The organism is Variovorax sp. 01N429 (genome assembly GCF_056399425.1).
In genome coordinates, this window is record NZ_JBFTRG010000010.1 from 208,419 (window position 1) to 233,622 (window position 25,204).

Below are 25,204 nucleotides of genomic sequence, written 5' to 3' on the forward strand. Positions count from 1 at the left end.
ACTTTCACCTCCCGAATTCCAATGTCCCAAGTCGACTGGTTGAGCCAGCTCCTGCAAATGATCACCGTCACAGGCCGGCTGGAGGTCCGCTGCGCTTACGGCGCCCCTTGGCGCGTCTCCTGGCCGCAGGCCGCGGCAGACGAGATTCCCTACCACGTCGTGCTGAAGGGCCGGGCCATTCTCAAAGATTCGAAGATGGAGACGTTCACGGAACTGGTGGGCGGAGACGTTGTGCTGCTGCCTCACGGCTCGGAGCACGTGCTGGACGATGGCAGTGGAGCAGCCCCGGCGCCCACACAAAATCGCCGAGATTCGGGAGGTTGGATGCTCAGCGAGAACGATGGCGCGGGCGAGCGTCTGGATCTGTTGTGCGGGAGGTTCTTCATCGGGCAACCGCATGATCGCTTGATTCGCAATTACCTGCCCACGAATGTCGTCATACGGGCGTCGGACAGCAATACCGACGAATGCTTCACCTCCGCTTCACAGCACCTGACCGGTCTGATGGGCCTGATGCGGCTGGAGACCACCAGCAGCAAACTGGGCGCGAATGCAGTGCTGAACGCGCTCTCCTCGGCGCTGTTCACGCTTGTGCTGCGCGCAGCGAGCGAATCCGAGCACGCCCCGGCGGGCTTATTGGCATTGGCCGGTCACCCACGCCTGGCGCCGGCCATTTCAGCCTTATTTGCAGATCCAGCACGCCCCTGGAAGCTGCCTGAGTTGGCTGACTTGTGCAGCATGTCTCGCGCCACCTTTATGCGGCACTTTCAGGACAAGCTAGGGCGCTCGGCCATCGAACTGCTGACCGATATCCGCATGAGTCTGGCCGCCAACGCGTTGACAAAGCCGGGGATCGCAACCGCGGCAGTCGGCGAGTCCGTAGGGTATCAATCCGAGGCAGCATTCCGGCGTGCGTTTGCCGAATGGATGGGAATGACGCCCGGGCAATGGCGCCGTTCGGCGCGTGTGGGGCAATAGTGGCGCTCACTTCTCAGTCAATCAGGTGCGCGAAGGTTTCGCCGGCATCCGCCCGTCGATGTCGGTGAATCCATACTCGAGGGAGGCGACGCCGAAAGGCTTCAGGTCGTGCGCCATGTCCTTGGCCATCTTGTCGACGCCCGCTTTCTGCACGCCGAAGGGCACGTTGAACGTGTATCTCACGGCGCCCCCTGATGAAGTGTTGACGATGAGTCCCTGCCGGCGCGCCACCATCTTAGGCGCGGCGCAGCGGCTTGCGATGTAGTGCGAGCGCAGGCCCACACCATGGCAGGCATGCTGCGGGGCCATCAATGACGCGCCGACCGGCGCGCGCAATGCTTTATCGTTTCAAACACGTTGGATGGCCTTTCCGCTCAGCAGGCCCTGCGGACGCACGACGAGGATCGCGAACATGACGGCAAGCGCGATCGTCAGCTTGAGTTCGTTGCCGGTCACGTAGGCGCCGAGCAAGTTCTCTCCGATTCCCAGCAGCAGTCCGCCGAGGATGGCCCCTGGAGGACTGTCCACACCGCCCACGACGGCCGCGGCAAAGCCGTAGATCATGATCCCGCTCATCATGTTGGGGCTGAGGAAGACGACAGGCGCCGCCAATAGGCCCGCGACGGCGCCGATCGCGCCAGCGACGCCCCAGCCGATCATCAGGACGCGATTCACATCGACACCGGAAAGCGAGCTTGACAGAGGGTTGAGAGCCGCGCGGACCAGTACGGCGTGAACCTGCAGGTGCTGGGCGCTCCGACCCGCAGCGATGCCGTGCTTGCGACCCTGCCGGGCGCAAACGACCGGCTCTTCGTCCACCTGCGCAGCGATGAGGTGGTGGGCGCAGTCGGCATCAACCGGCCCCGGGAGATCCGTCGATTGCGCAAGCTGCTGACCGAACAAGCGTCGCTGCACAGAGCCGAGCTCGCCGCGGAAGGTTTTCATTTCTGAAGTCGCGAATCAGGGAGCGAGGGCTGATTGCAGCCGCTTCGCGATGCGGCGTGCCTGCGCTTGCGAGGCGACGTTCGTGAAGCCCAGGAGCAGCCCCTGGTCGCGCAATGCCGCGCTGCCCCGCTCGGAGAGCGCCTGCGCGTAGAGCCCCGCCGCTTGTGCACGTCGGGCGAGTTCGACATCGCCCGGACTTGCATCGGCGAAACGCGCAATGAGATGCATGCCGCCCCCCTGCAACGCCACGTCGACTTCCTCGCCGAAGATCTGCTGCAACGCGACCGCGAGCAGCTCGCGGCGGCGTGCATAGAGCAGCCGCATCTTCTTGAGGTGCCGCGCGAAGTGACCTTCGCGCATGAAGTCCGCGGCGATCGCTTGCATCAGCTGAGGACACCCGTTCGAAGTGGCCCGCGCCGCCGCCGCAAAGGCCTCGCATTGGCGCTCCGGCACCACGAGGTAGCCCAATGCCAAGCCCGGATACAGAACTTTGGAGAAGCTGCCGGCATAGACAACGCGGTCATTGCCATCGAGGCTCTTCAGCGCGGGCAGCGGCGGGCCCGCGTAGCGGTACTCACCGTCATAGTCATCCTCCACGATCCAGCCGTGCGCCTGCGAGGCCCAATCGAGCAGTTCCAGTCGGCGCGGCAGCGACATCGAGACGCCCAGCGGCGCCTGATGCGACGGCGTGATGACTGCCATGCGCGCATCAGGAGCCTTGCGACGGCCCAGGTCCACCCGAAGCCCTTCAACATCGACCGCCACCCACGCGGGGCGCATTCCCGCTTCGCGCAACACCTGGATCGTCGGGAGGTAGCCCGGGTCTTCGACCCACACCCGGGCGCCGCGCTTCAGGAGAACCCGTGCGGCAATCGCAAGGGAACTGCGGTAGCCCGGCGTCACGAACACTTGCTCAGCGCTGCAGGAGACGCCCCGAGAGACGCCCACATAGGCTGCGATCGCTTCGCGCAGAGGCAGGTGTCCCGCGGGATCTCCATAGTTCATTTCTGCCACGCTGGTGGCCCGGATACGCCTTGCGGCCAGCCTGGCCCAGAGCTTGCGCGGGAACACGTCGAAGGCCGGCACCCCCATCTGGAGCGGAAGCGGCTCCGTCGCCCCGGTGATGCTCGCCAAAGGCGACGCCGAGACTCTTGCAGTGCCGGACGCGGACGTCGGGCGCGGCGAGCGGCGCAGCGGCAATGCGGGCGAGACCACGGTTCCCGCGGGTCCGCGGGCGGTGAAGTAGCCCTCGCCCGAGAGCTGGCTGTAGGCCATCTCGACCGTGCCACGCGCAACATCCAGCTCGCTCGCCAGGGCCCGGGCGGACGCGACGCGGTCTCCAGGCTTCAGTACACCCTCGTCGATCGCAGTGCGAAATCGGCGATAAATCTGCCGATGCAATGGCATCGAGGTATCGCGGTCGAGTGCGGGCAGTGCGGGCATGGCCCAGTCATTTTCTCCTTTCTTGGCCCAATGACATGAGGCATTTCGGACCTAGTCTCGAAGTTATCGGGCGCTGTATTCCGCAGCCTTCGGCGAAAAGGAGATCAACGTGATGGACGTCAGCATATTCGTGCCGGGTGGTGCAATGAAGGGACTGCGCGGAGACGCAACCATGAACGCAATTCGAGGCATGCTGCCTGCCAGCCGCCAGAAAATCGTCTCCGCGATGGCCGGCACGCTGGTGCTTGCCACTGTTTGGGCACTGCTGCCGCACGGTGGCAAGAAGGAAGCAGCGGATTGGTTTGCCGACCTGTGCAGCACCGTGAGCCGGCCGATGTTCGCCTCGGCCCCCGCCCCTGCAGGCTCCGCCGCCGCAGCCCGCCCTGCGACCTCGCCCAAGGTGCTCTCATGCGAGCCGCTGCCGAATGTGCCCGGCAAGTCCATCACCACGCTGCTCGTCGACTTTCCGCCGCTGGCCTACTCGCCGGCGCACCGTCATCCCGGGTCGGTGACTGCGGTCATTCTCGAAGGAACGATCCGCTCGCAATTGGCCGGCACGCCAGCGGGCGACTATCGATTTGGCGAGACGTTCTTCGAGCCGCCTGGTGCGCTGCATCTGTTCGCCGAGAACCCCGATCCGGTGCACCCGGCGAAGCTTCTCGCGACCTTCGTCACTGACGAAAACTGCGGCCCGCTGGTTCTGCCGCCCTGATCAGACCGGCTTGATCAGACCGGCCTGCGCATGCCCAGGATCGGCACACGCACTGATCCCTGGGGGTTTTGGGGCCCGCTGGGCGAAGAGATTTGCAGTCGGGCGACGAGTTGCAACTGACATCGGTTCAGCGTCAATTGGATCGCGCTGGCCAGACGTACCGCTTTCCTTCTTTTCGTACAAATGCGCGCACCGCCGTCCGATGGTCTTCGCTTGTCAAAGCGACTGCTTGCGCGGCTGCTTCCATCGCCAGCATTGTTGGCAAGTCACTTTGGAGCGACGCGTCCAGTGCCTGCTTTGTGAGCGAAAGTGCGGTCGGAGAGCCCTTGGCGAGCGCGGTGGCGAGCTGGTTCGCTCGCGCAAGAAGGTCCTGCCAAGGCAACACTTCCAGTGCCAGACCCATGGCTTGCGCTTCGATCGCGCCGATTTCACGTGCTGAGAGCGCAAGGGCCTTGGCTTGCTGCAGGCCCACCAGACGAGGCAAGGTATACAGAGCGGCGCAGTCGGGGATCAGGCCCACCCGCTGGAAAACCAGGCAGAGCCTTGCGCGATCACTCAACAGAACCAGATCGGCCAGCAAGGCGAGGCTCATCCCGGCGCCAAAGGCCACACCGTCCACGGCGGCGATAACTGGCCGTTGAAAGCCATGCAACGCGAGCGTCATTCGGCGGTACCGCGACATGTCGTCCAGTGCTTCAGTCGAACTGCGGGTGCCCTGGCTCGCCATGTCGCGGACGTCACCGCCCGCGCAGAAGGCGTCGCCTGCGCCGCGAAGGATCAGCACGCGCAAGCTCGCCTCGGCCGCAAGGCGCGCCAATGCATCTGTCATTTCGTCGGCCATCAGCCGACTGATGGCGTTCAATGACGCGGGGCGGTTCAGCGTGAGCGTCGCGACGCCGTCGTCAGTCGCGTCGCAAAGAATGGTCTCGTAGTCGTCCATCATCGGGCTTTCCTCAGACGATGCGCCGCTCATGCAGCGATGCGATCGCGACGGGTTCCAGCCCCAGCACGTCGCGCAGGATGCCGTCGGTGTGCTCGCCGATAGTGGGCGGCGCCTTGGATGGTGGCGGTTGCATTCCGGTGAAGCGGATCGGGTTGACACACAGCGTCACTTCTCCCGCGGTTGGATGCGGTACGCGCTGGGTCACGCCGCGATGCACGACCTGCGGGTCGGCGAACACTTCCGGGTAGCGATTGATCGGGCCGCTGGGGATGCCCGCGGCCTCCAGCGCCATCAACAGCTCGCGCGCCGGCCATTGCCGGGTGAGCGCATTGAACACTTCGGCCAGTTCGCGGCGGTGCCCCAGCCGCTGCGAGTTGGTGACGAAGCGAGCGTCGTCGGCCAATTGCGGCTGGCGCAGCACGTCGCAGAACGCCCTGTACTGCGCCTCGCTGCCGCAGATGACGATGATGCCGCCATCAGCGCATTCGAACGCTTGCGAAGGCAGGCCGCCATTGCCTTCGGTGCCGCGGCGCGGCGGCACCACGCCGGCCGCAAGATAGGTCATGACCGAATGCGTCTGAGCGGCGATGGTGCAGTCCAGCAGTGCGATGTCGATGTGCCGGCCCGTGCCCGTGCCATTGGGGCCGTCACGCTCGTACAACGCCGCCAGCACGCCCGAGGCAGCGTACTGCCCGGCGATGAAGTCGGCCAGGCTGGGGCCGGTCTTCATGGGACCGCCTCCGGGAACGCCGTCAGGCAGGCCAGTCACGCTCATCATGCCGCTCATCGCCTGGAACACAGTGTCGTAGCCCGGGAGGTGACTCTTGGGGCCAGTCTGGCCGAAGCCGGTGACCGAGCAGTAAATGAGCCGCGGGTTCAGTGCGCGCAGTGAGACGTGGTCCAGCTTGTACCGGGCCAGATCGCCGACTTTGAAGTTCTCGAGCAACACATCGGATCGCGCTGCCAGACGGCGCACCAGGTCCTGCCCTTCTGCGCATGCGATGTCGATCGTGATCGACTGCTTGTTGCGGTTGGCCGACAGGTACATGGGCGACTCGCGCGTGTCGTTGCCGTCTTGGTCCTTCAAGAACGGAGGCCCCCATCGACGTGCCTCGTCCCCGGTCCCAGGCCGCTCGACCTTGATGACTTCGGCCCCGAGGTCCGCCAGGGTCTGCGCGGCCAACGGTGCAGCCAGGATGCGGCTCAAATCGAGGACCTTGACGCCTGCGAGCGGCAGCCTGGTGTTGGTGTCGTTCATGCTGTTGCCTCCAGGTCCCAGACAGCGGCCGCCAGCGCAAGCTGCTGCGCCTGTGCGCCGCCCATGTCAGCCCGCAGCATCTTCGCCCGCGTGGTCCATCTGTGCAGCCGATGCTCGAGCGTCAGGCCCATGGCCCCCATGAACTGGTGCAGGTCGTAGGTGATGGCAGGCGTGCAATCCTGTGCGTGCGCCAGCGCGCAGGCGGCGTCGGCGTCGCACCCGCTGTGTGCCGCCTGCAGCGCAAGCCACCGACCAGCCTCCACCTGCACCGCCGCAGCGGCCAGCCGGTGCTGGACGGCCTGGAACGCACCCAGCGGGCGTCCGAACTGGCGACGGTCGCGCACATGAGTTACCACCGCGTTCAGGGCAGCCTCGAGGCAGCCAGTCAGTTCGATCGCTACGCCCAATCGCCACAGCCGTCGCAGTTCGGCCGCATCCAGGTCGAGCTGGCGCCACGTGAGCGCGTTTGGTTCGATCACGCGTCCCACGGGATAGCCAAAAGGGCTGTCCAAATTCGCAACGTCGGCATCCGTCAGCATTGCGGTTTCGACGATGTCGCCGCGCACGCACAGCACCGTGCGTGCGCCAGGCAGCCAGCGCACGGGTCCGTCACGGCGGCCCCAGAACACGGCGCAAGGGCGGGGCAGCTCCGGGGCGAGCAGCGGCAACACCAGCGCCGCCGCAACAAGCTCCACGCACTGAGGCAGCCTTGCCAAGCGGTGGATCATGGCCACGGCAGCGACAGCGCCGAGCTCCTCAACGGCTGCGGCCTCGAAGATGCCAGCGGCGTCCAGGTCGTCCTGCAGCGATGTGGAGTACTCGAAGTGCTTGGCACCAAGCACCGAACGTGCCTCGTAGGCCGTCGCGATACGCTCGACGGCATCGAGCAGCGCGAGTTGGTCGGGGTTGAATTCCAGGTTCATGTGCGTTCCAGAAGGGGTTCGCGCGGCAACTGCAGCCACGCCTGCGCGACGAGGTTGAGCTGGATTTCCGCGGCGCCTGAGGCGATGCCAGCGGCAATAGCGCGTTCATGGTGGGCCAGCACGAGCGGCCAGCTGTCGCCGCACAGCGCGTCGCCGAAATATGCGAGCGCGAAGTCCGACACCGCATGGTCGGCCTTCACCACAGCCACGCGGGCCAGATTGGATACGGCGCTGGGCGGCAGTCCGCGGGCGCGCTCGTCCACCACCCGGTAAACGAGAAGGCGCGCCGCCTCACATGCGGCGAGCGCCTGCGCCGCCTGCGCACGTACGCTGGTGTCGGCGAACTGGCCTCGCGCCTGGAGATCGCAGACTATGCGGTCCAGTACGCGGCGGGAGAACGCATAGCGCGCCAGTCCCACACGCTCGAGAGACAGTGCATAGCCGATGATGGCCCAGGCTTGGCCTTCCTCGCCGAGGCGCGCCGTGGCAGGCACCACCACGTCGTCGAAGAAGACTTCGTGGATGTCGCCGTGACCGATCAGCGACGGGATCGCGCGCACAGTGATGCCAGGCGTGTCCATCGGCACGAGGAAGATCGCGATGCCACCCTTGCCCGCCCCGGTTCGCGCCAGCAGGAAGCACGTCTGCGCCATGCCGGCATAGGACGTCCACACCTTGCTGCCATTGATCAGGTACTCGTCTCCGCGCTGAACGGCGCGCGTGGCGAGCGAGGCCAGATCGGATCCCGCCGAGGGTTCTGAAAATCCCTGGCACCACACCGCGCGACCCGCAGCCATGTCCGGCAGGTATCGGGCCTGCTGCTGCGGCGTTCCGTACTTCATCAGCGTGGCGCCGATGAAGTTGACGTTCATGTATTGCGGTCCCCGCGGCTCTCCCGCGGCGAACAGTTCCTCGCCGAGGATGAAGTGCTCCCAGGCCGGCGCACCGCGCCCGCCATGCTCCACCGGCCAGTGCGGCACCAGCAGTCCCTCGGCTGCAAGTTTCGGGCAAAAGTCCAGCGAGAAAGCCGTTTGCGCCGGGGACCCGGGGCCATGGCGGCTGATGTGTTCCCAGTCGGGCGGCAGTTCGCGCGCCAGCAGCGTGCGCACACGATCGCGCAGGGCCCGCTGTTCAGTGGTCCATTCGAAATTCATGCGTTGTTTACCTTGTGCAGGTAGCTCAGATAGCCCATGGGGACGGGACTGCCGCCATTGACCGCGATCAAGGCACCGGTCGTCCATGACGCCTCGTCCGACAGCAGGTAGGCACAGAGCGGGCCGATGTCATCGGGCGTTCCCAAGCGCTGCAACGGCACCGTTTCCACCTGGCGGCGGATGCGAGCTTCGGTGTTGAACACTTTCGCCAGTTCTTCGGTCATCACGACCCCCGGCGCCACGGCATTGACGCGGATGCCCAAGTGGCCCCACTCGGCGGCCATGGTGAGCGTGAGGTTTTCGACGGCAGCTTTGGCCGCTCCGTAGTGACCGGTGTTGGGATTGGGATGTGATGCGCTGCGGGATGTGATGTTCACGATGGAGCCGCCGTGCTGCATGGCACGAGCGGCGGCCTGCGCCGCGAAGAAAGTCCACTTCAGGTTCAAGTCGACGACGCGGTCCCATTGGTCTTCGCGCACGTCCAGCAGCGGGCCGATGTCGTCCGGGGCTGCGCTCCCGGCATTGTTGACCCAGCCGTCGATGGCACCGAACCGGTGCTGCGCTTCGGCGACGATGCGCGCAATGTCTTCGGCTCGCGTGACGTCGGCTGCCACGGCGTGCGCCTGCACGCCCAGGTTCTGCAACTCGGCTTGCGTGGCAGCCAACGCTTTCTTTGACCGGCCGCTCACCACGACGTTGGCGCCGCAGCGCGCCACTGCGAGTGAGATGCCTCGACCAATGCCGCGCCCGCCCCCTGTGACAACGACCGTCTTGCCTGACAAGGAAAACATGCGTTATTCCGGCTTGTAGCCGATCGCGGAAGCCGCTTGCGCCCACATCTGCTGCTCGGCTGCCACTTGGGCGGAATGGGCCTCCGGCGCGCCGCCGACGGGTATCACGCCGGCTTGCGCGAGGCGGGCGCGAATGTCTGGATCCTTCAGCACTTCGTTGAACGCGGCATTGAGCCGCTTGACGATGAGCTCGGGCGTGGTGGCCGGCGCCCAGAATCCAAACGAGAAAGCGAAGGTGAGGTCGGGCACTCCGACTTCTGCCAATGTAGGAACGTCCGGCAGAGAGGGAGAGCGTTCGGAAGCTCCGTGCGCCAGTGCCTTGATGCGACCTTCTTTGATCATGCCCACGTAGAACAGCGGCACGTCGATACCCATCTGTATTTCACCGGAAATCAGCGCGGTAGCAACCTGCGTGGACCCCTTGTACGGGATCGGCGTAGCTTGAAAGCCCGCGCGCGACTTCAGCATCTCGCCTGCCAACAGGATGCTGCCCGCGGTGTAGCTGAAGTTGGTCTTGTCAGGGTTCTTCTTGGCGTAGTCGACGAACTCTCGGAAGTTGTTCACCGGCAGCGTGCCCGGAACCATCAGCGTCATGCCGCCGCGCGCTACGCAAACGATGGGCCGCATGGATCGCAGCAGGTTGAACTTCAAGTCCTTGACCAATACTGGCGTCAGGCTGCCGCCACCGAGGAACAGGATCGTGTAGCCGTCGGCGGGCTGTTCGGCCGCGTACTCAGTGCCGACGAGCGCCGCCGCGCCTGGCTTGTTCTCGACGATCACGGCCTGCTTGAGTTGGACGCCGAGCCTTTCGCCGAGCGCGCGGGCAAGCGAGTCGGAGCCGCCGGCACCGAACGGCACGACGATGCGCACGGGCTTGTCCGGATAGGTCCCCTGCGCCGCGGCTGGCCATGAAGTGATGCCGGTCAGTGCGGCGCCCGTGGCGCCCAGCACAAGACTGCGTCGGCGACGGGAAGGCGAACTGGAAAAAGATCGGCCCATGATCGTGCTCCTTTTGCTGATTGGGGAAGGTGATTTATCCACATCGTGGGATACTCAAGCATCGAATTTGGCTCATGTGCGGGAGTACATCCAGCACATTCATCCGTTGCCAAGGGAAATCACGGCATCACACGTTCCATATGATGGACACCTCCTCCGAATCAGCCGCGACCAGCGGGACTCAAGCCATACGCCGGGCCGCGGCAGTGCTGCGCGCGCTTGGCAAAGCCGGCGCAGAGGGAGCCACGCTGACGGAGGTGGCGCGCGACTGCACGCTGGCCCGCTCCACCGCGCACCGCATCCTGCGCTGCCTCATCGAGGAACGGCTGGCCTGCGCGCCGGAGCAGGACAAGCGCTATCGGTTGGGCGAGCTGGTCTATGAGCTGAGCCTGGCACCAACGGCCAGCGTGCTCGAGGTGGCGCACTGGCGACCCGTGCTAGGCGCGATTTCCCGCCGAACGGGCGCCACGGCCTACCTGATGCGTCGCAGTGGTGTTGAAGCAGTGTGTCTCGCCAGGGCGGACAGTCAGGCACTGATGCGCTTCGTGCCGGTGGAAGTGGGCCAGCGCCGCCTGCTCGGCGTGGGCGCTGGCGCCACCGCGTTGCTGGCGGCTCTGGACAAGGAGCACTGCGAGCAGATCATCGAACTCATCGCACCCGGCCTGAGGCCCTACCCGCGCTTGAACCCCAACAGCGTGCGCAGTGCAGTGCGCATGGCGCGCCAGACGGGCTTCGCTTTGAGCCAGGGAACGGTGGTGACCGACGGCTTCGGCATGGGCACCGCCGTGCCCAGCGCAAGCGCTGCGCCGCACTTGGCGCTGAGCATTGCTGCCCACGCATCCGTTGTCACGGAATCGATCATCGAGGAGTGGAAGCGCGTGTTGGCCCAAGAGATGAGCAACGGGCTCAAATCGAGCGGCACGGGTAAGGAGACGCGCTAAATCGCGTCGATGCCACGCCAGCGTTGAGGTCGGCGTGGCGGAGCGACAATGCATCCACACACAAGGACCCAATGGCAACAACTCACCCGGTCACGCTCGAGGAATTGAGCGAATGGATCACCGACAAAGCTCGCAGGACCTCCGGCTGCACGGGCCTCAAGGTGAGCGTTCAGTACAAACTGGCCAAGGCCGATCACGCTGGAAAGAACTGGTCCGATTCCCTCGTCATTCACACGGGCGACTGCGACATCGACGATGCGTTTGCTGCGATCTCGAATGCGCAGCGCGACGCCATCGGCCGCTTCCACATCTCGTAGCAAGGCCTTCGGCCAAGATGGGACGCGGAACGCGGAGCGCGCAGGCGTTCAGTCTCAAGCTCTGGCCCGTTCCAGCGCCAACGAATTCTGTGAATTCTCAGATTCGGTCGCGATGGCCTGTATGACTTTCAGGGTGTCGGCGTCGATGCGCAGTTGCCCTTGCCATAGCGCGGACTTGACCATGCTGATGTCGCCAGGTCGACCCTTGTGGTTGAGGGCGCACAGTTCGAAGGCCTCGAGTCGGCCGCGAATGTCGAGATCGTTAGGGATCTCCTTGAGACGCTCTATCGCCTGCAAAATGGTCATGGACATGAAGTGCCTTTCAGGCGATGAGGAAGCGTGGAGTGTGCAGCATTCGCAAGAGGGCGTTGTTTTGAATGCCCTTACTCCCATCGGCGGACCACGCCAGACCGGCATCTACGCGCGCCGCGCGGATGGATCGTCGGCAGGCGGTACCTCGCGCCGAGACGAGGCCCGGTACTTGCGCAACCCCGCCAGGTCCATCACCGTGAGTCCGCCCTTTTCGATCCGGATCAGCCCCAGCGCCTGGAGCCGCTGCAACGCCACGTTCACTCGCTGCCGTGAAACGTTGGCGAGCAGGCCGACTTCGATCTGCCCGACCTGCAAGACGCGCGGCGCGTCGGGGTAAAGGTCGGCATTGAAGAGGCTGGCCAGGCAGTTGGCCACCCGCGCATCGGTGTCGAGCAGCCGCTCGTGCGCCAGCGCACCGACGAATAGGCTCAGGCGCGCATTGAGCAGGTCCTGCAGGTAGTGATTGAAAGGCACGCTCGTCTCACGCAGCCAGTCGAAGGTGCGCCGCGGCATCAGCGCGACGCGCGTGGGCCGCAGCGCGAACACATCGTAGCGGCGCGCCTCGTGCTTGAAGAGCGACCCTTCGCCGAACCACACGCCGGACCCTACGCCGGTAAGCGTCGACACGCGCCCATCCTCGGATGCCACCGACATTTTCGCGAAGCCGTCGATCAGCGCCATCCAGTGCTCGACCAGCTGACCTGCGCCGGCGATGCAGGCGCCGCGCGGGTGCTGACGCTCCTGCATGCTGCCCAGCACGTGCTCGAGGTCGTCAAGAGAAAGTGATGATGCCCAGCGAGAGCGCCTCACCATGCCTTCAAGGCTTGGCAGTGCCTGTTGGGCGTTAGGGATTACCCGTGGCAATTCGTGTCTCATCTGTCGTCGCAAAGACCCAACGGCTGCTCACCCGAACCTAGGCTCTCGGGACATCTACAACCACGCAGGAGACACCTATGTTCACAACCCGAAACGGCCCGCGCAAGCGGGTTTCTCCGCTTCCCTTGTCGCGCGCCGCCGCCTCTGCAGCGTCCCTCGCCCTGGCGAGCGCATTCCTGCTCGCCGGCTGCGGAGGTAGCTCCGACAGCCCGGCGATGCCGCCCGCCTCCCCCGGCGTCGGCAGCAACGGCGGCACCCCGCCGTCCACCACGCCGGCGGCCTTCGAGATCAAGACACTCTCCTCGTATCCCGACATGGTCAGCGGCGGCGACACGCTGCTGCAGGTGCGCGCGCCGGAGGGCATGGCGCTCGACAAGGTGCGGGTGAGCCTGAACGGCAAGAACGTGACGTCGCAGCTTCGCACGCGCGACGAGGGCGCACGCACGCTGCGCGGGCTGGTCACGGGCCTCACGGAAGACGCAGGCTCCGCCACCGGCAGCAGCAACCTCGTGGTGGCGGTCAACGTCGACGACGCCACGCAGCGCACCGAGCTCAAGCTGGTCAACTTTCCGATCGCCGGGCCGATCCTCTCGGGGCCGCATATCTCGCCCTACGAATGCCGTACGGTGCAGAACGGCCTGGGCGCGGCACTGGACGACAACTGCTCGGCAACGACGCAGGTGGTCTGGTATTACCGCACCACGGGCGGTGCCTTCTCGCCGCTGACCGATCCGACCGGACCGCGCCCCGCGGATCTGGCGAGCACAACCACCAACGACGGCCATACCGTGCCGTACATCGTGCGCGTGGAGTCCGGCACCATCAACCGGGGCGTCTACCGGCTCGCGGTGCTAGACAACCCCGACAAGGACGCCCCGTCCACTTGGAAGCCCGGAGCGGGCTGGAACAAGAAGCTCGTCGCCTACTTCGATTGCTGCGGCTCGGCCCAGTACAACCAGGGCGTGCATGCGATCGGAACGATCCTCGGCGACCTAGGCCATGTGTTCCTCTCGCGCGGCTTTGCCTTCGTGAACTCGACCGAGATGTGGAACAACCAGCACGCCAACCCGCACCTGCAGGGCGAGACGCTCATGATGCTCAAGGAGCACGTGATCGAGGAGTTCGGCGAAGTGCCGAAGTGGACCGCCGGTTCCGGTGGTTCCGGCGGCGCCATCCAGCAGTACCTGGTCGCGCAGCTCTACCCGGGCCTGCTTGACGGCATCCAGCCGATCGTCTCCTTCCCCGAGACGCTCATGCCAGAGGTGATGGAGTGCCGCTTGCTCAACAACGTCTACAAGTCGGATCAGTCAACCTGGACGACCGAGAAGCAAAACGCGGTAAACGGATTCAACACCAACACCTGCACTGCGTGGGATCTCTCTTTCGCCAGCATCATCAAATCGGACAACGCGGCAGGCTGCGGCTTCCTCGAGCCGGCCAACCAGGCCAACGTGTTCAACCGCACCACCAACCCCAGCGGGATTCGCTGTGATTTATTCCAGACCAACGTCAACCTGCTGGGCACGCGCCCAGGAACACAAGAGGCGCGCCGCCCCATCGACAACGTCGGCGTGCAATACGGTCTGGCCGCGCTCAACAGGAACGCGATCACGGTGCACGAGTTCCTGGACCTCAATGAGCATGTGGGCGGCTACGACCGCGACGGCAACACGCAGGCAGCGCGAACGCAGGCCGAAGCGGGTGCACTCGAAGCAACCTATTCCGGAGGCTTCAAGAACAGCTTCAGTGGTCCCGGCCTGGCGAACATTCCGATCATTACGCAGCGAAACAACGCCGACTCGGTGGGCGACATCCACGACACGATGCAAGACCTCATCATTCGTGCCCGCCTGCAGCGCGCGAACGGCCGCAGCGACAACCAGATCATCTGGACGCTGGGATCGACCTCGAACCTGTACACCATGATGGGTAACTCGATCGACCTGCTCAATGCTTGGCTAGACAGCGTCGCCGCAGACTCAGCGCCCGCTTCCATCGACAAGGTGGTGCGCAACAAACCCGTCGGCGCAAAGGATGCCTGCTGGGACAAGGGCAACACGCGCATCGACGAGGTGGCCTCCCAGGACCCGGCCGCGCAGTGCAACACGATCTACCCGCGCTTCAGCGCGCCGCGCATCGTGGCAGGCTCGCCGCTGACGAACGACGTGCTTAAGTGCCAACTCAAGCCGGTGAACATCGCTGACTATATGGTGACGTTCAGCGATGCCGACAAGGCGCGGCTGAACGGCATCTTCCCGGACGGAGTGTGTGACTGGAGCAAGCCGAGCGCAGGACAGCTCCCTCTGAAGGGGACCTATCTGCGGTTGCCCATGCACTGAGCGGGTATAGGCGAGCGCACTTCGATGGCTACGAGGAAGCTTCCTATTCGAGCCCGAGCGCCACCGCATTCGGGGTGCCGTCGATGGAAGCCTCCGCCAGCGACTCGGTATGGTCGATGTGCGCCAGAGTGAGTTGCTCCGCCATCTTCACATTCTGGTCGCGGATCGCGACGCATCGGCTTGGCCGAAAGCCGCGGCAACCCCAAGCAACCACTCGTGGATGTGCTCATGTGTGGGCTCAAGGCCGCCTGCGACGCTCGCTAGGCGCGTAGTTTCGATCTTGCACAAGGCACTGCCGCCTGTTTAGCCGCCTGCCCCCGGGGCGACCGCTGCAAGACACTACCTGCCTGGCGTGGTTGATCGCGCTCAATTCAGCGGCCAGCGTTCGGGCACGGAGCCCAATGAAGCGCGCGACATGAGCCATTCGATCGCTGCCCTATTGAACGCCGCTGCGTTCTCGATATTGCTCAGGTGCCCGGCGTCCGGCAGGACGCTGACCGGCGCGCCACCCATCTTGGCTGCCATCTCGTGATGCATGGCCGGTGGCGTCAGGCGGTCGTCCGCACCGACCACGAAGTGGGCCGGCGCCGCGACCCGCGAAATATCACCGAGCACCACTTGGTCGACGGTGGCCTGCAGCGACTTGATGTACGACGCCTTGTGCAGCGTGGCGATGCTGTCCACCAGTTGCTGCAGTTGCGCGGGCGTCGCCTTCGGCCCGACCAGCGATCGCGCCACCTCATCGGCGATGTCGGCCGGCTCCTTGCCGGCAAGGAGCGGCGCACGCCGGCTGTCGACGAAAGCTTGGCGCTGCGCCGGCGTGAAGGCTTCGAAGCCCTCGTGCGTGTCGAGCAGCGTGAGCGTCGCGATGCGCTCCGGATGCAGCAGCGCGGTGCGCATCGCGATGCGCCCGCCCATGGACAGGCCGACGAGGTGCGCCCGCTCGACGCCGAAGTGATCGAGCACGCGCAGCACATCGCCGACGAAATCGTCGAAGTCCAGCGCCCCCTCGTAGTCCTCGCTGCCGCCATAGCCGCGCGCATCCCAGGCGGCGCAGGCGAAGTGCGGCGCAAAGGCCGGCAGCTGCGCACGCCAGTTGCTTCGATTGCCGCCTATGCCGTGCATGAACAGAGCGAACGGGCCTTGGCCCGCGAGGTCGACGGCCAGCGACGGTGCGCCGGGAATGCGGTGGGTCACGGGCATGTCAAAGTCCCAGGTAGGCTTGGCGGATGCGGGGGTCGCCGGCAATCTCGGCGGCCGGCCCTTCAGCGGCCACCCGTCCGTTCTCGACGACGTAGGCATAGGTGGCGACTTCCAGCGTGCGGTGTACGTCCTGCTCGGCCAGCAGCAGCGTGAGTCCTTCCGAAGTCAGTCGCCGCACCAGCGCGAAGATCTCGAGCGCCATCACCGGCGCGAGGCCCAGCGTCGGCTCGTCCAGCAGCATCAGCCGCGGCTCGGCCATGAGGCCGCGCCCGATCGCGAGCATCTGCTGCTCGCCGCCCGACAGCGTCATGGCCTGCTGCGAACTGCGCTCGCGCAGGCGCGGGAAGATGTCGAACACGCGCTCGACGTTGTGCTTCCAGCGCGGCCGCGCGCGCACGTTGACGCCGCCCAGGCGCAGGTTCTCGTGCACGGTCAGGGAGGGGAAAACCATGCGACCCTCGGGCACCAGGACCAGGCCCGCGAGGACCCGGCGGTCCGCGGCAGCTTGGCCGATGTCTTCGCCGAGAAACCGGAGCACTCCGCCCTGCACCGGCAGCAGCCCGCACAGGGTCTTCATCAGCGTCGTCTTGCCGGCGCCGTTCGCACCGAGCAGCGCGGTCACGCCCCCTTCGCGGACCTGCAGCGACAGGCCGTGGACCACGCGCGTCGACCCGTAGCCGGTGACCAGGCCGTCGACCTCCAGCATTGCCGTGTTGCTCATGCATGCGCTCCGAAGTACACCGACAGCACTTTCTCGTTGTCGCCGATCTGCGCCGGAGTTCCCTCGGCGATCAGTTCGCCATGGTGCAGCACGACGATGCGGCCGCACAGTTCCATCAGCGCGCGCATGACGTGTTCGATGACCAGCAGCGTCAATCCCCGCGACGCCTGCAGATGGCGCAGGGTCCCCAGCATCTGCCCGACCTCCGTCGGGGTCAGGCCGGCCATGACCTCGTCCAGTAGCAGGAGCCGGGCGCCGGTGGCGATGCAGCGCGCGATTTCGAGGCGCTTCTGCCCCGACAGCGTCAACGACGACGCGGGGCGCCCGGCGAAGCTCGCGAGGCCCACTTCTTCGAGCACCTGCAGCGACGCGGCATCGGCGTCGGCCCGGCGCCGGAGTTGCGCATGTCCGAACATAGCGCCGGTGCGCAGGTTCTCCAGCACGGTGAGCGAGGGGAAGGGCTTGACGATCTGGAACGTACGCGCGACGCCGCGCCGGCAGATCTGGTCGGGCCGAAGCCCGACGACGGGCGTGCCGCCGAACTCGATGGTCCCCGCGGAGGGCCGGGAATTGCCGGCGATCAGGCTGAACAGCGTGGTCTTGCCCGCGCCATTGGCGCCCATCACTCCGACGATCTCGCCAGCAACTACGTCGAAGGACACGTCATGGAGTGCCGTCAGGCCGCCGAAGCGCTTGCCCAGACCACGCACGGAAAGCAGCGCGCTCATGGCCTGGCTCCTGCTGCCCGTGCCTCGCGCGCCTCGCGCCGCCGGGCGCGTGCGCCGGCGAGGCCGACCAGCCCGTTCGGCAGCAAAAGCACGAAGGTGATGAGGATCGCACCGAGGATGATCATGTAGAGCAGCGGCGCGTTGGCCCACAGCAGCTCCTGGATCAGGAACAGAAACACCACGCCCAGCACCGGTCCCTTGGCGTTGTCCCCGCCGCCCAGGATCGCCATCGCGATCACGGTGATCGAGATCATCGGATCGAAAACCCCGCCGACCACGAAGTAGGTCGAGCGCAAAGCCATGACCGCGCCGACCATGCCCGGAATCGCCGCCGACAGGACGAACGCGATCAGCTTGAAGCGCACCACCGGCACCCCCAAGGTCTCGGCCGCCTCCTCGTTCTCGCGCAGCGAGCGAAGCCCGTGCCCGAAGCGCGAGCGGCTGACCCAGGTGAGCAAGCCGGTGGCGAGCAGCGCCAGCGCGAACATCGAGAAATAGACGACCACCAGGTCCGGCGTGCCGAACAGGATCCGGCTCGCGGTGCCGCTGGCCGACTCGGCCGCCATGATGCTGAACTTCACGAGCTCCGCAAGGCCGAAGGTCAGGATCACGAAATAGGGTCCGCGCACGCGCAGCACAGGCAGCCCGACCAGCGCCGCGAAGATCGCCGCCAGAGCCCCGGCCGCGAGAATCACGAGCACAAACGGCAGCTGCTGCCACGTCACCACCATCAAGTAGGCACCGAGGCCATAGAAGACCACGTGGCCCAGCGACACGTAGCCCGTCATCTTCGACAGCACGCACCAGCTCTGCGTGAGGGCGAGCCACATCAGCAAGGTGAGCCCGGTGCCCACGAGGTAGTCGTTCGCCACGAACGGTAGCGCCGACATCGCCATTACTCCGATCGTCACAGCGGCCAGCCAGGCCCGATCGCCCCAGAGATTGTTCATGTCACTTTCGGGTCGAGCGCCTGGCGAGCAGGCCGTTGGGAAAGAGCAGCAGCGCGCCGACGAAGCAGCCGTAGAGCAGCACCGAGCGCAGGTTCGCCGACGTCAGGGCGACGCCGTAGGTCTCGATCACGCCCAGCAGCAGCGCCGCCACCAGCCCCGCCATCACGTTACCGAGGCCGCCCAGGATGATCACGATGAAGCCCGCGATCGTGAACGGGAAGCCCGAGAACGGCGAGAACTGCTCGAGCATCGACATCAGCACGCCGGCCAGCGCCGCGCTGGCGAAGCCGAGCGCGAAGCTGGACCATTGCACGCGATCGACGTCGACCCCGACGATGTAGGCGGCTTCCCGTCGCTCGATTACCGAGCGCATCGCGAGCCCCGCCATGCTGCGGCCGAGGAACAGTGCGACGCCGACGCAGGTCGCGCCGGCGACCACGAGGGCCGCGATGCGGTTGCCCGTCATCGCGACGTTGCCAACGCGCCAGACCTCGTCAAGGTACTGGTACGCCCGGTTGTTGGGCGTGAACAGCATGGCCGCGGCGTTCTGCAGAATGATCGACAGTCCGAAGAACAGCAGCAGCGAGTTGCCCTCCATCCGCCCCGCGTCGGCCGGTGCCACGGCCAGCAGGCGGCGGAACAACCCCTTGTAGAGCGCGTAGCCGAGCAAGGCCCCGAGGCCCGCCACCACCGGCGCCGCGACCAGCGGCGAGATGCCCGCGATGCTGAAGGCCCAGTAACCCGCGTAGGCGCCGAGCATCACAAGATCGCCGTGCGCGACGTTGAGCATCCGCATGGTCCCGTAGACCAGGTTCAGGCCCAGCGCGACCAGCGCATAGAGCGAGCCCGTCACGAGGGCCGCGAACAGCAGCTGCCCCGACGACAGCACGTCGAAGACCGGCATTTACCAGGACTTCTTGGCTTCGTACTGACCGGTCGCGATGGACTTGGGCCACACGATCTGGAGCTTGCCCTTCTGCGTCTGCACGAAGGCCGTCGGCGTGATCGCGTTCTGCACGCCCTCGAAGCGCACCGGGCCGTTGATCGTCTCGAAGGTGTCTTTGCTGATCACTTCGCGGATCTTCGACTTGTCGAGGCCGCCCTTGGCGACAGCGGTCTCGAGGATCTCGAGCGACATCCAGGCGAGTGCCGAGTTCAGGTAGTCAGGGTCTTCGCCGAACTTCTTGACGTAGGCATCGTAGAAGGCCTGCGAGCCCCTCCACTCGGGACGCGGCGACCAGTGCGCGATCGTGATCACGTCCTCGGCCGAGGCGGCGCCGACCGCCTTGGCGAAGAAGGCGTCGCTCGGGCCGATCGCGATGAACTGCACCGGGCTGGCAATGCCGAGCTCCTTGGCCTGTTTGGCGTAGAGCACCGAGTCGCCCGGGTACGCGAGCGCGAGCACCGCGTCGGGATTGGCCTGCTTGACCTGCGTGAGGATCGAGGTCATGTCCTTGATGTCCGGCGGATACTCGGTCGAGAACTTGACCTCGATGCCCGCCTTCTTCAGTTCCGGCTCGAGGTAGTTCTTGATCTCCTTGGTGAACGGCAGCACGTTGGCGATGACGACGGCCGTCTTCACGTTGTTGGCCTTCAGCATGGCCGTGAGCTCGACGCCGATGCGGTCCGGGATGGCCGAGGTCGGGAACCAGATGTAGCCCGGCTTGACCTGGCGCAGCGCGACCGATGCCGCGGTGTTGCCGACCATCGGGAATTTGAACTTTTCCAGCACTGGCGCGATCGCGATCTGAAACGGCGTGCCCCAGGGCGCCAGCAACAGGTCGACCTTGTCGTCGGTGATGAGCTTCTCGTAGATGCGAACGGCCTGCTCAGGCTTGGACTGGTCGTCGTAGGTCACGAACTCGACCTTGCGCTTCTGCCCCCCCACATCCATTCCGCCCCGCGCATTGACCTGCTCCTTCCACAGTTCATAGGTGTTGGACTGCGACGGCGTGGCGTTGGCCAGCATGCCCGTGCGTGCCATGGAGTAGCCGATGCGGATCGGCTTGTCGGCCTGCGCGAAGGCGGCGGGGACCGATGCCATCACGGCGAGCGCGGCGATGCCGCTCATGACCAACCTGCGATTCGATGTGGGACTTTTCATTGACGTTCTCCTGTCGACGGGATGGGCGATGCGGCGGTCTGCCGCATCCACGCTGCTGCGAGTGCCGGCCACCCCGAGGGGTGTTCGCCACAGGCGACGCTGGCCTCGAAGTGGTCGGCCCCTTCGAGGATCTGGACTTGCACGGGAACGCCGGCTCCGCGCAGCGCCGCCTCCATCTGCTGTGCCTGCGTGACGAGGTGGGGAAAGTCGCGGCTGCCGTGGGTGATCAGGAACGGCGGGCAGGCCGCGGCGTCCAGGCGGTGCAGCGGCGAGGCGTCGGCGTCGACGCGCGCTTCGTCCCCGCTGCCAAGGAAGCGGGGGCGCACCGATAGGCCGCTGCCCGGCCCGAAGCGATAAACGCCCGACACGGGCAGGCAGCCGCGAAGCACGTCGGCGGGCAATGTCCTTGGTGGGCGCCAGGCCGCCGAGACCGCCAGCAGCGCGGCATAGTGGCCGCCCGCGGAATGCCCGCCGACGAAGATGCGGCGCGGATCGCCGCCATGCGATCCGATGTGACGCCAGGTCCACGCGACGGCGTCCGCCGCATCGTCGAGACCGGCTGGAAACACATGGCGCGGCGCGAGCCGGTAGCCCGCGCTGACCAGCACCACGCCCTGCGCCATCAGCGCAGGGGCCATGAAGTACATCCATTCCTTGTAGCCGCTGGTCCAGCCGCCGCCGTGGAAGAAGACCAGCACGTCTCCGCTGGGTTGCGGCGGGCGGAATACCGCGAGCGTCTGATACGAGTCGTCGCCGTAGGCCGCCTCGGCGCCCGCGACGCCTTCGCCGAGCGCGAGGATGCGCTCCTGGTACGCCACGCCCAGCGGCGACAAGGGCTCCTGTGGCGGGTAGTGGTCGAGCTTCACGAAGTGCCCTCCTCGTCGCGCTGCGCCAGCAGCCCCTTGAGTACCCGCTCTGCGCTCAGCGGCAGCTGGTGGAGATGCACGCCCGTTGCCTGCGCGATGCCGTTGGCGATGGCCGCCGCCACGCCATTGATGCCGATTTCGCCCACGCTCTTGGCGCCGAACGGCCCGCTCGGCTCGTTCGACTCCACGAGGTAGGCATGGATGCTGTCAGGCAGTTCCGCGAATGTCGGGATCTTGTAGTCCATCAGGCTCGGGTTGGCGAGCCGCGCGCCGTCCCACACCATCTCCTCTGTGAGGGCGTAGCCCATGCCCTGCACGAAGGCGCCCTCGATCTGGCCCGTGGCCATCGTGGGATTGATGGCGCGACCGATGTCGCAGGCGGACCACGCGTTCACGACACGCACCTTGCCGGTGAGCTCGTCGACCTCGACCTCAACCACCAGCGCATTGAAGCTGTAGATGCCGATCTGCGGGAACGGCAGCCCTTCGACCACCGCCCGCTTCGGGTCCACGGTCTTCTGGTCGAACACCCAGCTGTGCGTACCAATGATCGGCCCGCCCGCCGCCCAATGCGCGCGGCCCGAGATCTCGGCGAAGCTCACCGAACGCTGCGCCACGCCCTTGATCGCGACACGGCCGCCGGCCAGCAACTCGAGGTCTTCGACCGAGCACTCGAGCATCTCGCTCGCGTGCTGCTTGAGCTTGCCTTCGACCTCGGCTGCGGCACCGACCACCGAGCGACCGGCGACGTAGGTCACGCGGCTGGCGGTCGTTCCCCAGTTGTAGGGCGAGCCATCCGTGTCGGGGCTCGCGATCGCGACCCGGTCTACCGGCAGCTTGAGGGCTTCCGCACACATCTGCGTGAGCACCGTGTTCGAGCCCTGGCCGATGTCGACCGCCCCCGTGTTGAGCAGCACCGTGCCGTCTTCGAGCACACGCACGATGGCCCCCGAGGCGAGCAGTCCGCTGATATGGGCCGTCAGCGCCACACCGAGGCCGCGCTTGCGGTCCGATGGGCCTTGCGCTGACGGCTGGGGCCAGCCCGACGCCTTCTCGACGATCTCGACGCACTGCGCGAGTCCGTTGGACAGGATCGGCTGGCCGCCGAACCAGGGGTCGCTGCCGGCCAGCATGTTGCGGCGCCGCAGTGCGATCGGATCCATGCCGAGCTTTCGCGCGATCTCGTCGAGCTGCGTCTCCGAGGCGAAGGTCACCTGCGGCACGCCGAAGCCGCGGAAGGCGCCGAAACGCAGCTTGTTCGTGTACGCCACCCGTCCGTGCGCATGCACATTCGGAATGCGATACGGGCCGCAGTTCATCAGCAGCGCGTAGCCGAGCACGCCGGGGCTGTCGTCGCCATAGGCGCCGCCGTCGAGCACCAGCTCGGTCTCTCGCGCGACGAGCGTGCCGTCGCGCTTCACGCCCGTCTTCATCCGGATCATCGCGGGATGGCGGGCGCGGACCGACTCGAAGTCTTCCTCGCGGCTCAGGATCAGCTTGACTGGCTTGCGCGCCTTCATCGCAAGCAGCACGACGGCGGGCTGCACGTGCGCCTCCATCTTGTTGCCGAAGCCCGCGCCGATGCGCGGCGTGAGGCAGCGCAGCCGCGTCATCGGCAGGCCCAGCGATTCGCACACGCTCGCCTGGACCCGGAACACCGACTGGTTGGCCGACCACAAGGTCACCCGGCCGGTCGCATCGATCTCCGCGAGCGCGCCACAGGGCTCCAGCGACAGGTGGGCCTGGGCCTGGGTCTGATAGCTGCCTTCCACCACCAAGTCGCACTCGGCCCAGGCCTTGTCGGCGTCGCCCGCACGGAAGGACGTGCGCGAACACAGGTTGCCTTCGGTGCCGGCATCGAACACCTTCACATATGAGGACGCGTCCTCGTGGATCACGGCGGCGCCTGGCGCCAGCGCCTCGGCCGGGTCGAGCACCGCGGGAAGCTCCTCGTAGTCGACGCGTATCAGGCGCGTGGCCTGCCGCGCGATGGCCTCGGTGTCGGCCGCCACGGCCGCGACGATCTCGCCCACGTAGCGCACCTTGCCCTTCGCGAAGGCCGGCTCGTCCTTGATGAAGGCGCCCATGCGATGGGCATCGGGAAGGTCGTCGCCGGTGACGATCGCGCGAACGCCGGGCACCGCCAGCGCCTCGCGCAGGTCATAGCCACGGATGCGCGCGTGGGGCAGATGGCTTTGCAGGATGGCGCCATGGAGCATGCCCGGGCGGACCATATCGGCGATGTACTGCGCGCTGCCCGTGAGCTTCTCGTTCGCTTCGAGCTGGGGGATGCCCTGCCCCACGCCACCCGCGCAGGCAGCCGCTTCGAGGACCGCGCCGCTCACGATGCGGCCCCCTCGGGCAGCAGCGACCGGGCGGCCGCCTGCACGGCCTGGACGATCTTCACGTAGCCGGTGCAGCGGCACAGGTTGCCCGAGAGCGCCGTCCGGATGGCCCGCTCGTCAGGGTCGGGATCGCGCTGCAGCAGCGACCGGGCACTGACCAGCATGCCCGGCGTGCAGAAGCCGCACTGGAAAGCGCCCGTGCGCGCGAACGCGGCCTGCAGGGCCTGCAGGTGCGGGCAGTCCAGCAAGCCCTCTAGCGTGCGCACCTCAGCGCTTTCGCAGTTGTGCGCCAGGCTCAGGCAGGCCCGCATCGGCACGCCGTCGACGCTGACGGTGCAGGCGCCGCAGACGCCCTGGTTGCAGCCGCGCTTGGCGGCGGTCAGCTGCAAGCGATCGCGCAGGACGGTGAGCAACGTGTCGTGCAAGGCAGCGTCGACCTGCGCGCCTTCGCCGTTCACGTGCAAGGTCACGACGCCTTGCAGGGGCCTGGGTGACGGATGGGTCATGCAGCACTCCGGTGAGCGGCTTCGACGGCACGCACCGCGCGCAGCAGAAGCCTGGGAATCAAGAGAAGCCGGTAGTCCGCGCTGCCACGGACATCGTCGAGCGGGTCGGCGCGTTCGACCAGCCACTGCGCCGCACGCGCGATCGCGGCATCGCTGCGGTCGGTGGACAGCAGCGCATTGGCCTCGGGATCGGCCAGCGGGGTCGGTCCGCAGGCACCGACCGCCACGCTCATGCGGGCGTCGGCCTGCAGACACGCCGCGACCGAGGCGGTCGCATAGTCGCCCGCCACGCGCGCGTGCTTGATGTACACGCCCGCGCCCCGGTCGGCCGCAGGCAGCAGCACCGCGGTCACCAGTTCGCCGGGCTCGAGCGCGGTCAGGTACCAGTCGACGAAGAACTCGGCGGCCGGCAGAGTGCGCCGGCCCTGCACCGAAGCGATCTCGACCACGGCCCCCGCCGCGACCAGCGCAGGCGGATAGTCCAGCCCTGGATCGGCGAACGAGATCGAGCCGCCGATCGTTCCCATGTTGCGCACGGTCGCGTTGGCGATCTGCGAGGCCGCGTGCGCAACGACGCCGGCGCTACCGAGCGGCAGCTTGCAGGCGGCCGTCTCGCGGTGCCGCGTGAAGGCGCCGATGCGCACGCGGCCGTCGTCCTGCACCGTGATGCCCTTGATCTCGTCGATGTCCGCCAGGCTGATCAGCGCCGCGGGTTCGATCACGCGGGCGTTGAGCATGGCCACCAGGGTGGCGCCGCCGGCCAGCGGTTTGGCCTCCGCGTCCTGGGCCAGCAGTGCCGTGGCCTCGTCGACGGTCGTCGGGCGATAGAGCCCCTGCAAGGTCGTCATGC

The 25,204-nt window shown here is 66.5% G+C and carries 26 protein-coding genes and 1 pseudogene; 6 read left to right on the forward strand and 21 right to left on the reverse strand.

What is annotated here, in order from left to right; translation table 11 throughout:
• Positions 1-21 precede the first annotated feature (21 nt).
• Positions 22-978 carry an AraC family transcriptional regulator gene (locus tag AC1DSF_RS19205; protein WP_478183247.1) on the forward strand — a complete coding sequence of 319 codons (957 nt, stop codon included), beginning with the start codon at positions 22-24 and terminating at the stop codon, positions 976-978.
• Positions 979-999: 21 nt separating this feature from the next.
• On the opposite strand, the pseudogene AC1DSF_RS19210 reads toward AC1DSF_RS19205, so the two are convergent.
• Both AC1DSF_RS19210 and AC1DSF_RS19215 read right to left on the reverse strand, forming a co-directional pair.
• Positions 1,000-1,260: pseudogene (locus tag AC1DSF_RS19210) on the reverse strand (SDR family NAD(P)-dependent oxidoreductase); the annotation flags it as partial.
• A 66-nt stretch (positions 1,261-1,326) separates the two neighbouring features.
• On the reverse strand, positions 1,327-1,797 hold the full coding sequence (locus AC1DSF_RS19215; RefSeq protein WP_478124208.1) for an ABC transporter permease subunit: 471 nt from the start codon (positions 1,795-1,797) through the stop codon (positions 1,327-1,329).
• On the opposite strand from AC1DSF_RS19215, the gene AC1DSF_RS19220 reads away from it, so the two are divergent.
• On the forward strand, positions 1,711-1,929 hold the full coding sequence (locus AC1DSF_RS19220) for an oxidoreductase C-terminal domain-containing protein (protein ID WP_478124209.1): 219 nt from the start codon (positions 1,711-1,713) through the stop codon (positions 1,927-1,929). The two genes, AC1DSF_RS19215 and AC1DSF_RS19220, sit on opposite strands and share 87 nt — an antisense overlap.
• Positions 1,930-1,938: 9 nt before the next feature.
• On the opposite strand, the gene pdxR is transcribed toward AC1DSF_RS19220, so the two are convergent.
• Positions 1,939-3,366 carry a MocR-like pyridoxine biosynthesis transcription factor PdxR gene (pdxR, locus tag AC1DSF_RS19225; RefSeq protein ID WP_478124210.1) on the reverse strand — a complete coding sequence of 476 codons (1,428 nt, stop codon included), beginning with the start codon at positions 3,364-3,366 and terminating at the stop codon, positions 1,939-1,941.
• Positions 3,367-3,538: 172 nt separating this feature from the next.
• Between pdxR and AC1DSF_RS19230 the strand changes: the two genes are divergently transcribed.
• Positions 3,539-4,078, forward strand: coding sequence for a cupin domain-containing protein (locus AC1DSF_RS19230; protein WP_478124696.1), 540 nt, complete (start codon positions 3,539-3,541; stop codon positions 4,076-4,078).
• Positions 4,079-4,211: 133 nt separating this feature from the next.
• Here AC1DSF_RS19230 and AC1DSF_RS19235 read toward each other — a convergent pair whose 3' ends face one another.
• Genes AC1DSF_RS19235 through AC1DSF_RS19260 form a run of 6 tightly spaced genes read right to left on the reverse strand, consistent with a single transcriptional unit; the run spans position 4,212 to position 10,146 of the window.
• The gene (locus AC1DSF_RS19235) at positions 4,212-5,021 is read right to left on the reverse strand and encodes an enoyl-CoA hydratase/isomerase family protein (protein WP_478124211.1); all 810 of its coding nucleotides are present in this window, start codon (positions 5,019-5,021) and stop codon (positions 4,212-4,214) included.
• A 10-nt stretch (positions 5,022-5,031) separates the two neighbouring features.
• Positions 5,032-6,279, reverse strand: coding sequence for a CaiB/BaiF CoA transferase family protein (locus AC1DSF_RS19240; RefSeq protein ID WP_478124212.1), 1,248 nt, complete (start codon positions 6,277-6,279; stop codon positions 5,032-5,034).
• On the reverse strand, positions 6,276-7,202 hold the full coding sequence (locus AC1DSF_RS19245) for an acyl-CoA dehydrogenase family protein (protein ID WP_478183248.1): 927 nt from the start codon (positions 7,200-7,202) through the stop codon (positions 6,276-6,278). The genes AC1DSF_RS19240 and AC1DSF_RS19245 overlap by 4 nt, the downstream gene beginning before the upstream one ends.
• Complete coding sequence (locus AC1DSF_RS19250; RefSeq protein WP_478183249.1) at positions 7,199-8,356, reverse strand: acyl-CoA dehydrogenase family protein; 1,158 nt, start codon at positions 8,354-8,356, stop codon at positions 7,199-7,201. Before AC1DSF_RS19250 ends, AC1DSF_RS19245 begins: the two co-directional genes overlap by 4 nt.
• The gene (locus AC1DSF_RS19255; RefSeq protein WP_478143588.1) at positions 8,353-9,147 is read right to left on the reverse strand and encodes an SDR family NAD(P)-dependent oxidoreductase; all 795 of its coding nucleotides are present in this window, start codon (positions 9,145-9,147) and stop codon (positions 8,353-8,355) included. Before AC1DSF_RS19255 ends, AC1DSF_RS19250 begins: the two co-directional genes overlap by 4 nt.
• A 3-nt stretch (positions 9,148-9,150) precedes the next feature.
• Complete coding sequence (locus AC1DSF_RS19260; RefSeq protein WP_478183250.1) at positions 9,151-10,146, reverse strand: Bug family tripartite tricarboxylate transporter substrate binding protein; 996 nt, start codon at positions 10,144-10,146, stop codon at positions 9,151-9,153.
• A gap of 143 nt (positions 10,147-10,289) precedes the next feature.
• Between AC1DSF_RS19260 and AC1DSF_RS19265 the strand changes: the two genes are divergently transcribed.
• The gene (locus AC1DSF_RS19265; RefSeq protein ID WP_478124218.1) at positions 10,290-11,087 is read left to right on the forward strand and encodes an IclR family transcriptional regulator; all 798 of its coding nucleotides are present in this window, start codon (positions 10,290-10,292) and stop codon (positions 11,085-11,087) included.
• A 71-nt stretch (positions 11,088-11,158) separates the two neighbouring features.
• Entirely contained in the window at positions 11,159-11,404 is a 246-nt protein-coding gene (locus tag AC1DSF_RS19270; protein WP_478183251.1) for a hypothetical protein, read from the forward strand.
• A 54-nt stretch (positions 11,405-11,458) separates the two neighbouring features.
• Here the strand turns inward: AC1DSF_RS19270 and AC1DSF_RS19275 are convergent, their stop codons facing one another.
• Both AC1DSF_RS19275 and AC1DSF_RS19280 read right to left on the reverse strand, forming a co-directional pair.
• Positions 11,459-11,710 carry a hypothetical protein gene (locus AC1DSF_RS19275; RefSeq protein ID WP_478124220.1) on the reverse strand — a complete coding sequence of 84 codons (252 nt, stop codon included), beginning with the start codon at positions 11,708-11,710 and terminating at the stop codon, positions 11,459-11,461.
• A 111-nt stretch (positions 11,711-11,821) separates the two neighbouring features.
• Positions 11,822-12,397, reverse strand: a complete 576-nt coding sequence (locus AC1DSF_RS19280) for a Crp/Fnr family transcriptional regulator (RefSeq protein WP_478183252.1) — start codon at positions 12,395-12,397, stop codon at positions 11,822-11,824.
• Between the two features lie 272 nt (positions 12,398-12,669).
• Here AC1DSF_RS19280 and AC1DSF_RS19285 point away from each other — a divergent pair, with 272 nt between their 5' ends.
• Entirely contained in the window at positions 12,670-14,931 is a 2,262-nt protein-coding gene (locus tag AC1DSF_RS19285) for a DUF6351 family protein (RefSeq protein WP_478183253.1), read from the forward strand.
• Between the two features lie 366 nt (positions 14,932-15,297).
• Here AC1DSF_RS19285 and AC1DSF_RS19290 read toward each other — a convergent pair whose 3' ends face one another.
• Genes AC1DSF_RS19290 through AC1DSF_RS19335 form a run of 10 tightly spaced genes read right to left on the reverse strand, consistent with a single transcriptional unit; the run spans position 15,298 to position 25,202 of the window.
• On the reverse strand, positions 15,298-16,134 hold the full coding sequence (locus AC1DSF_RS19290) for an alpha/beta fold hydrolase (RefSeq protein ID WP_478183254.1): 837 nt from the start codon (positions 16,132-16,134) through the stop codon (positions 15,298-15,300).
• A 1-nt stretch (position 16,135) separates the two neighbouring features.
• The gene (locus AC1DSF_RS19295; RefSeq protein ID WP_478124224.1) at positions 16,136-16,855 is read right to left on the reverse strand and encodes an ABC transporter ATP-binding protein; all 720 of its coding nucleotides are present in this window, start codon (positions 16,853-16,855) and stop codon (positions 16,136-16,138) included.
• On the reverse strand, positions 16,852-17,583 hold the full coding sequence (locus tag AC1DSF_RS19300; protein WP_478183255.1) for an ABC transporter ATP-binding protein: 732 nt from the start codon (positions 17,581-17,583) through the stop codon (positions 16,852-16,854). The genes AC1DSF_RS19295 and AC1DSF_RS19300 overlap by 4 nt, the downstream gene beginning before the upstream one ends.
• A complete protein-coding gene (locus AC1DSF_RS19305; protein ID WP_478143592.1) occupies positions 17,580-18,533 on the reverse strand; it encodes a branched-chain amino acid ABC transporter permease in 954 nt (317 codons plus the stop codon). The genes AC1DSF_RS19300 and AC1DSF_RS19305 overlap by 4 nt, the downstream gene beginning before the upstream one ends.
• A gap of 1 nt (position 18,534) precedes the next feature.
• Entirely contained in the window at positions 18,535-19,437 is a 903-nt protein-coding gene (locus AC1DSF_RS19310) for a branched-chain amino acid ABC transporter permease (RefSeq protein ID WP_478124227.1), read from the reverse strand.
• Positions 19,438-20,637, reverse strand: coding sequence for an amino acid ABC transporter substrate-binding protein (locus AC1DSF_RS19315; RefSeq protein ID WP_478124228.1), 1,200 nt, complete (start codon positions 20,635-20,637; stop codon positions 19,438-19,440).
• Positions 20,634-21,503 (reverse strand): alpha/beta hydrolase, encoded by an 870-nt coding sequence (locus AC1DSF_RS19320; protein ID WP_478124229.1) that lies wholly within the window; start codon positions 21,501-21,503, stop codon positions 20,634-20,636. The genes AC1DSF_RS19315 and AC1DSF_RS19320 overlap by 4 nt, the downstream gene beginning before the upstream one ends.
• The gene (locus AC1DSF_RS19325; RefSeq protein ID WP_478143595.1) at positions 21,500-23,848 is read right to left on the reverse strand and encodes a xanthine dehydrogenase family protein molybdopterin-binding subunit; all 2,349 of its coding nucleotides are present in this window, start codon (positions 23,846-23,848) and stop codon (positions 21,500-21,502) included. Before AC1DSF_RS19325 ends, AC1DSF_RS19320 begins: the two co-directional genes overlap by 4 nt.
• Positions 23,845-24,354 carry a (2Fe-2S)-binding protein gene (locus tag AC1DSF_RS19330; protein WP_478124231.1) on the reverse strand — a complete coding sequence of 170 codons (510 nt, stop codon included), beginning with the start codon at positions 24,352-24,354 and terminating at the stop codon, positions 23,845-23,847. The genes AC1DSF_RS19325 and AC1DSF_RS19330 overlap by 4 nt, the downstream gene beginning before the upstream one ends.
• Positions 24,351-25,202 carry an FAD binding domain-containing protein gene (locus AC1DSF_RS19335; RefSeq protein ID WP_478124232.1) on the reverse strand — a complete coding sequence of 284 codons (852 nt, stop codon included), beginning with the start codon at positions 25,200-25,202 and terminating at the stop codon, positions 24,351-24,353. The genes AC1DSF_RS19330 and AC1DSF_RS19335 overlap by 4 nt, the downstream gene beginning before the upstream one ends.
• Positions 25,203-25,204: the final 2 nt, after the last annotated feature.

Coding starts and splice junctions, on each gene's coding strand:
- AC1DSF_RS19300 (WP_478183255.1), bottom strand. CDS start 17,583: ATGAGCGCGCTGCTTTCCGTGCGTGGTCTGGGCAAGCGCTTCGGCGGC.
- AC1DSF_RS19335 (WP_478124232.1), bottom strand. CDS start 25,202: ATGACGACCTTGCAGGGGCTCTATCGCCCGACGACCGTCGACGAGGCC.
- AC1DSF_RS19290 (WP_478183254.1), bottom strand. CDS start 16,134: ATGCCCGTGACCCACCGCATTCCCGGCGCACCGTCGCTGGCCGTCGAC.
- AC1DSF_RS19310 (WP_478124227.1), bottom strand. CDS start 19,437: ATGCCGGTCTTCGACGTGCTGTCGTCGGGGCAGCTGCTGTTCGCGGCC.
- AC1DSF_RS19280 (WP_478183252.1), bottom strand. CDS start 12,397: ATGGCGCTGATCGACGGCTTCGCGAAAATGTCGGTGGCATCCGAGGAT.
- pdxR (WP_478124210.1), bottom strand. CDS start 3,366: ATGCCCGCACTGCCCGCACTCGACCGCGATACCTCGATGCCATTGCAT.
- AC1DSF_RS19205 (WP_478183247.1), top strand. CDS start 22: ATGTCCCAAGTCGACTGGTTGAGCCAGCTCCTGCAAATGATCACCGTC.
- AC1DSF_RS19255 (WP_478143588.1), bottom strand. CDS start 9,147: ATGTTTTCCTTGTCAGGCAAGACGGTCGTTGTCACAGGGGGCGGGCGC.
- AC1DSF_RS19240 (WP_478124212.1), bottom strand. CDS start 6,279: ATGAACGACACCAACACCAGGCTGCCGCTCGCAGGCGTCAAGGTCCTC.
- AC1DSF_RS19230 (WP_478124696.1), top strand. CDS start 3,539: ATGAACGCAATTCGAGGCATGCTGCCTGCCAGCCGCCAGAAAATCGTC.
- AC1DSF_RS19285 (WP_478183253.1), top strand. CDS start 12,670: ATGTTCACAACCCGAAACGGCCCGCGCAAGCGGGTTTCTCCGCTTCCC.
- AC1DSF_RS19305 (WP_478143592.1), bottom strand. CDS start 18,533: ATGAACAATCTCTGGGGCGATCGGGCCTGGCTGGCCGCTGTGACGATC.
- AC1DSF_RS19250 (WP_478183249.1), bottom strand. CDS start 8,356: ATGAATTTCGAATGGACCACTGAACAGCGGGCCCTGCGCGATCGTGTG.
- AC1DSF_RS19260 (WP_478183250.1), bottom strand. CDS start 10,146: ATGGGCCGATCTTTTTCCAGTTCGCCTTCCCGTCGCCGACGCAGTCTT.
- AC1DSF_RS19265 (WP_478124218.1), top strand. CDS start 10,290: ATGGACACCTCCTCCGAATCAGCCGCGACCAGCGGGACTCAAGCCATA.
- AC1DSF_RS19315 (WP_478124228.1), bottom strand. CDS start 20,637: ATGAAAAGTCCCACATCGAATCGCAGGTTGGTCATGAGCGGCATCGCC.
- AC1DSF_RS19235 (WP_478124211.1), bottom strand. CDS start 5,021: ATGATGGACGACTACGAGACCATTCTTTGCGACGCGACTGACGACGGC.
- AC1DSF_RS19245 (WP_478183248.1), bottom strand. CDS start 7,202: ATGAACCTGGAATTCAACCCCGACCAACTCGCGCTGCTCGATGCCGTC.
- AC1DSF_RS19270 (WP_478183251.1), top strand. CDS start 11,159: ATGGCAACAACTCACCCGGTCACGCTCGAGGAATTGAGCGAATGGATC.
- AC1DSF_RS19330 (WP_478124231.1), bottom strand. CDS start 24,354: ATGACCCATCCGTCACCCAGGCCCCTGCAAGGCGTCGTGACCTTGCAC.
- AC1DSF_RS19275 (WP_478124220.1), bottom strand. CDS start 11,710: ATGACCATTTTGCAGGCGATAGAGCGTCTCAAGGAGATCCCTAACGAT.
- AC1DSF_RS19295 (WP_478124224.1), bottom strand. CDS start 16,855: ATGAGCAACACGGCAATGCTGGAGGTCGACGGCCTGGTCACCGGCTAC.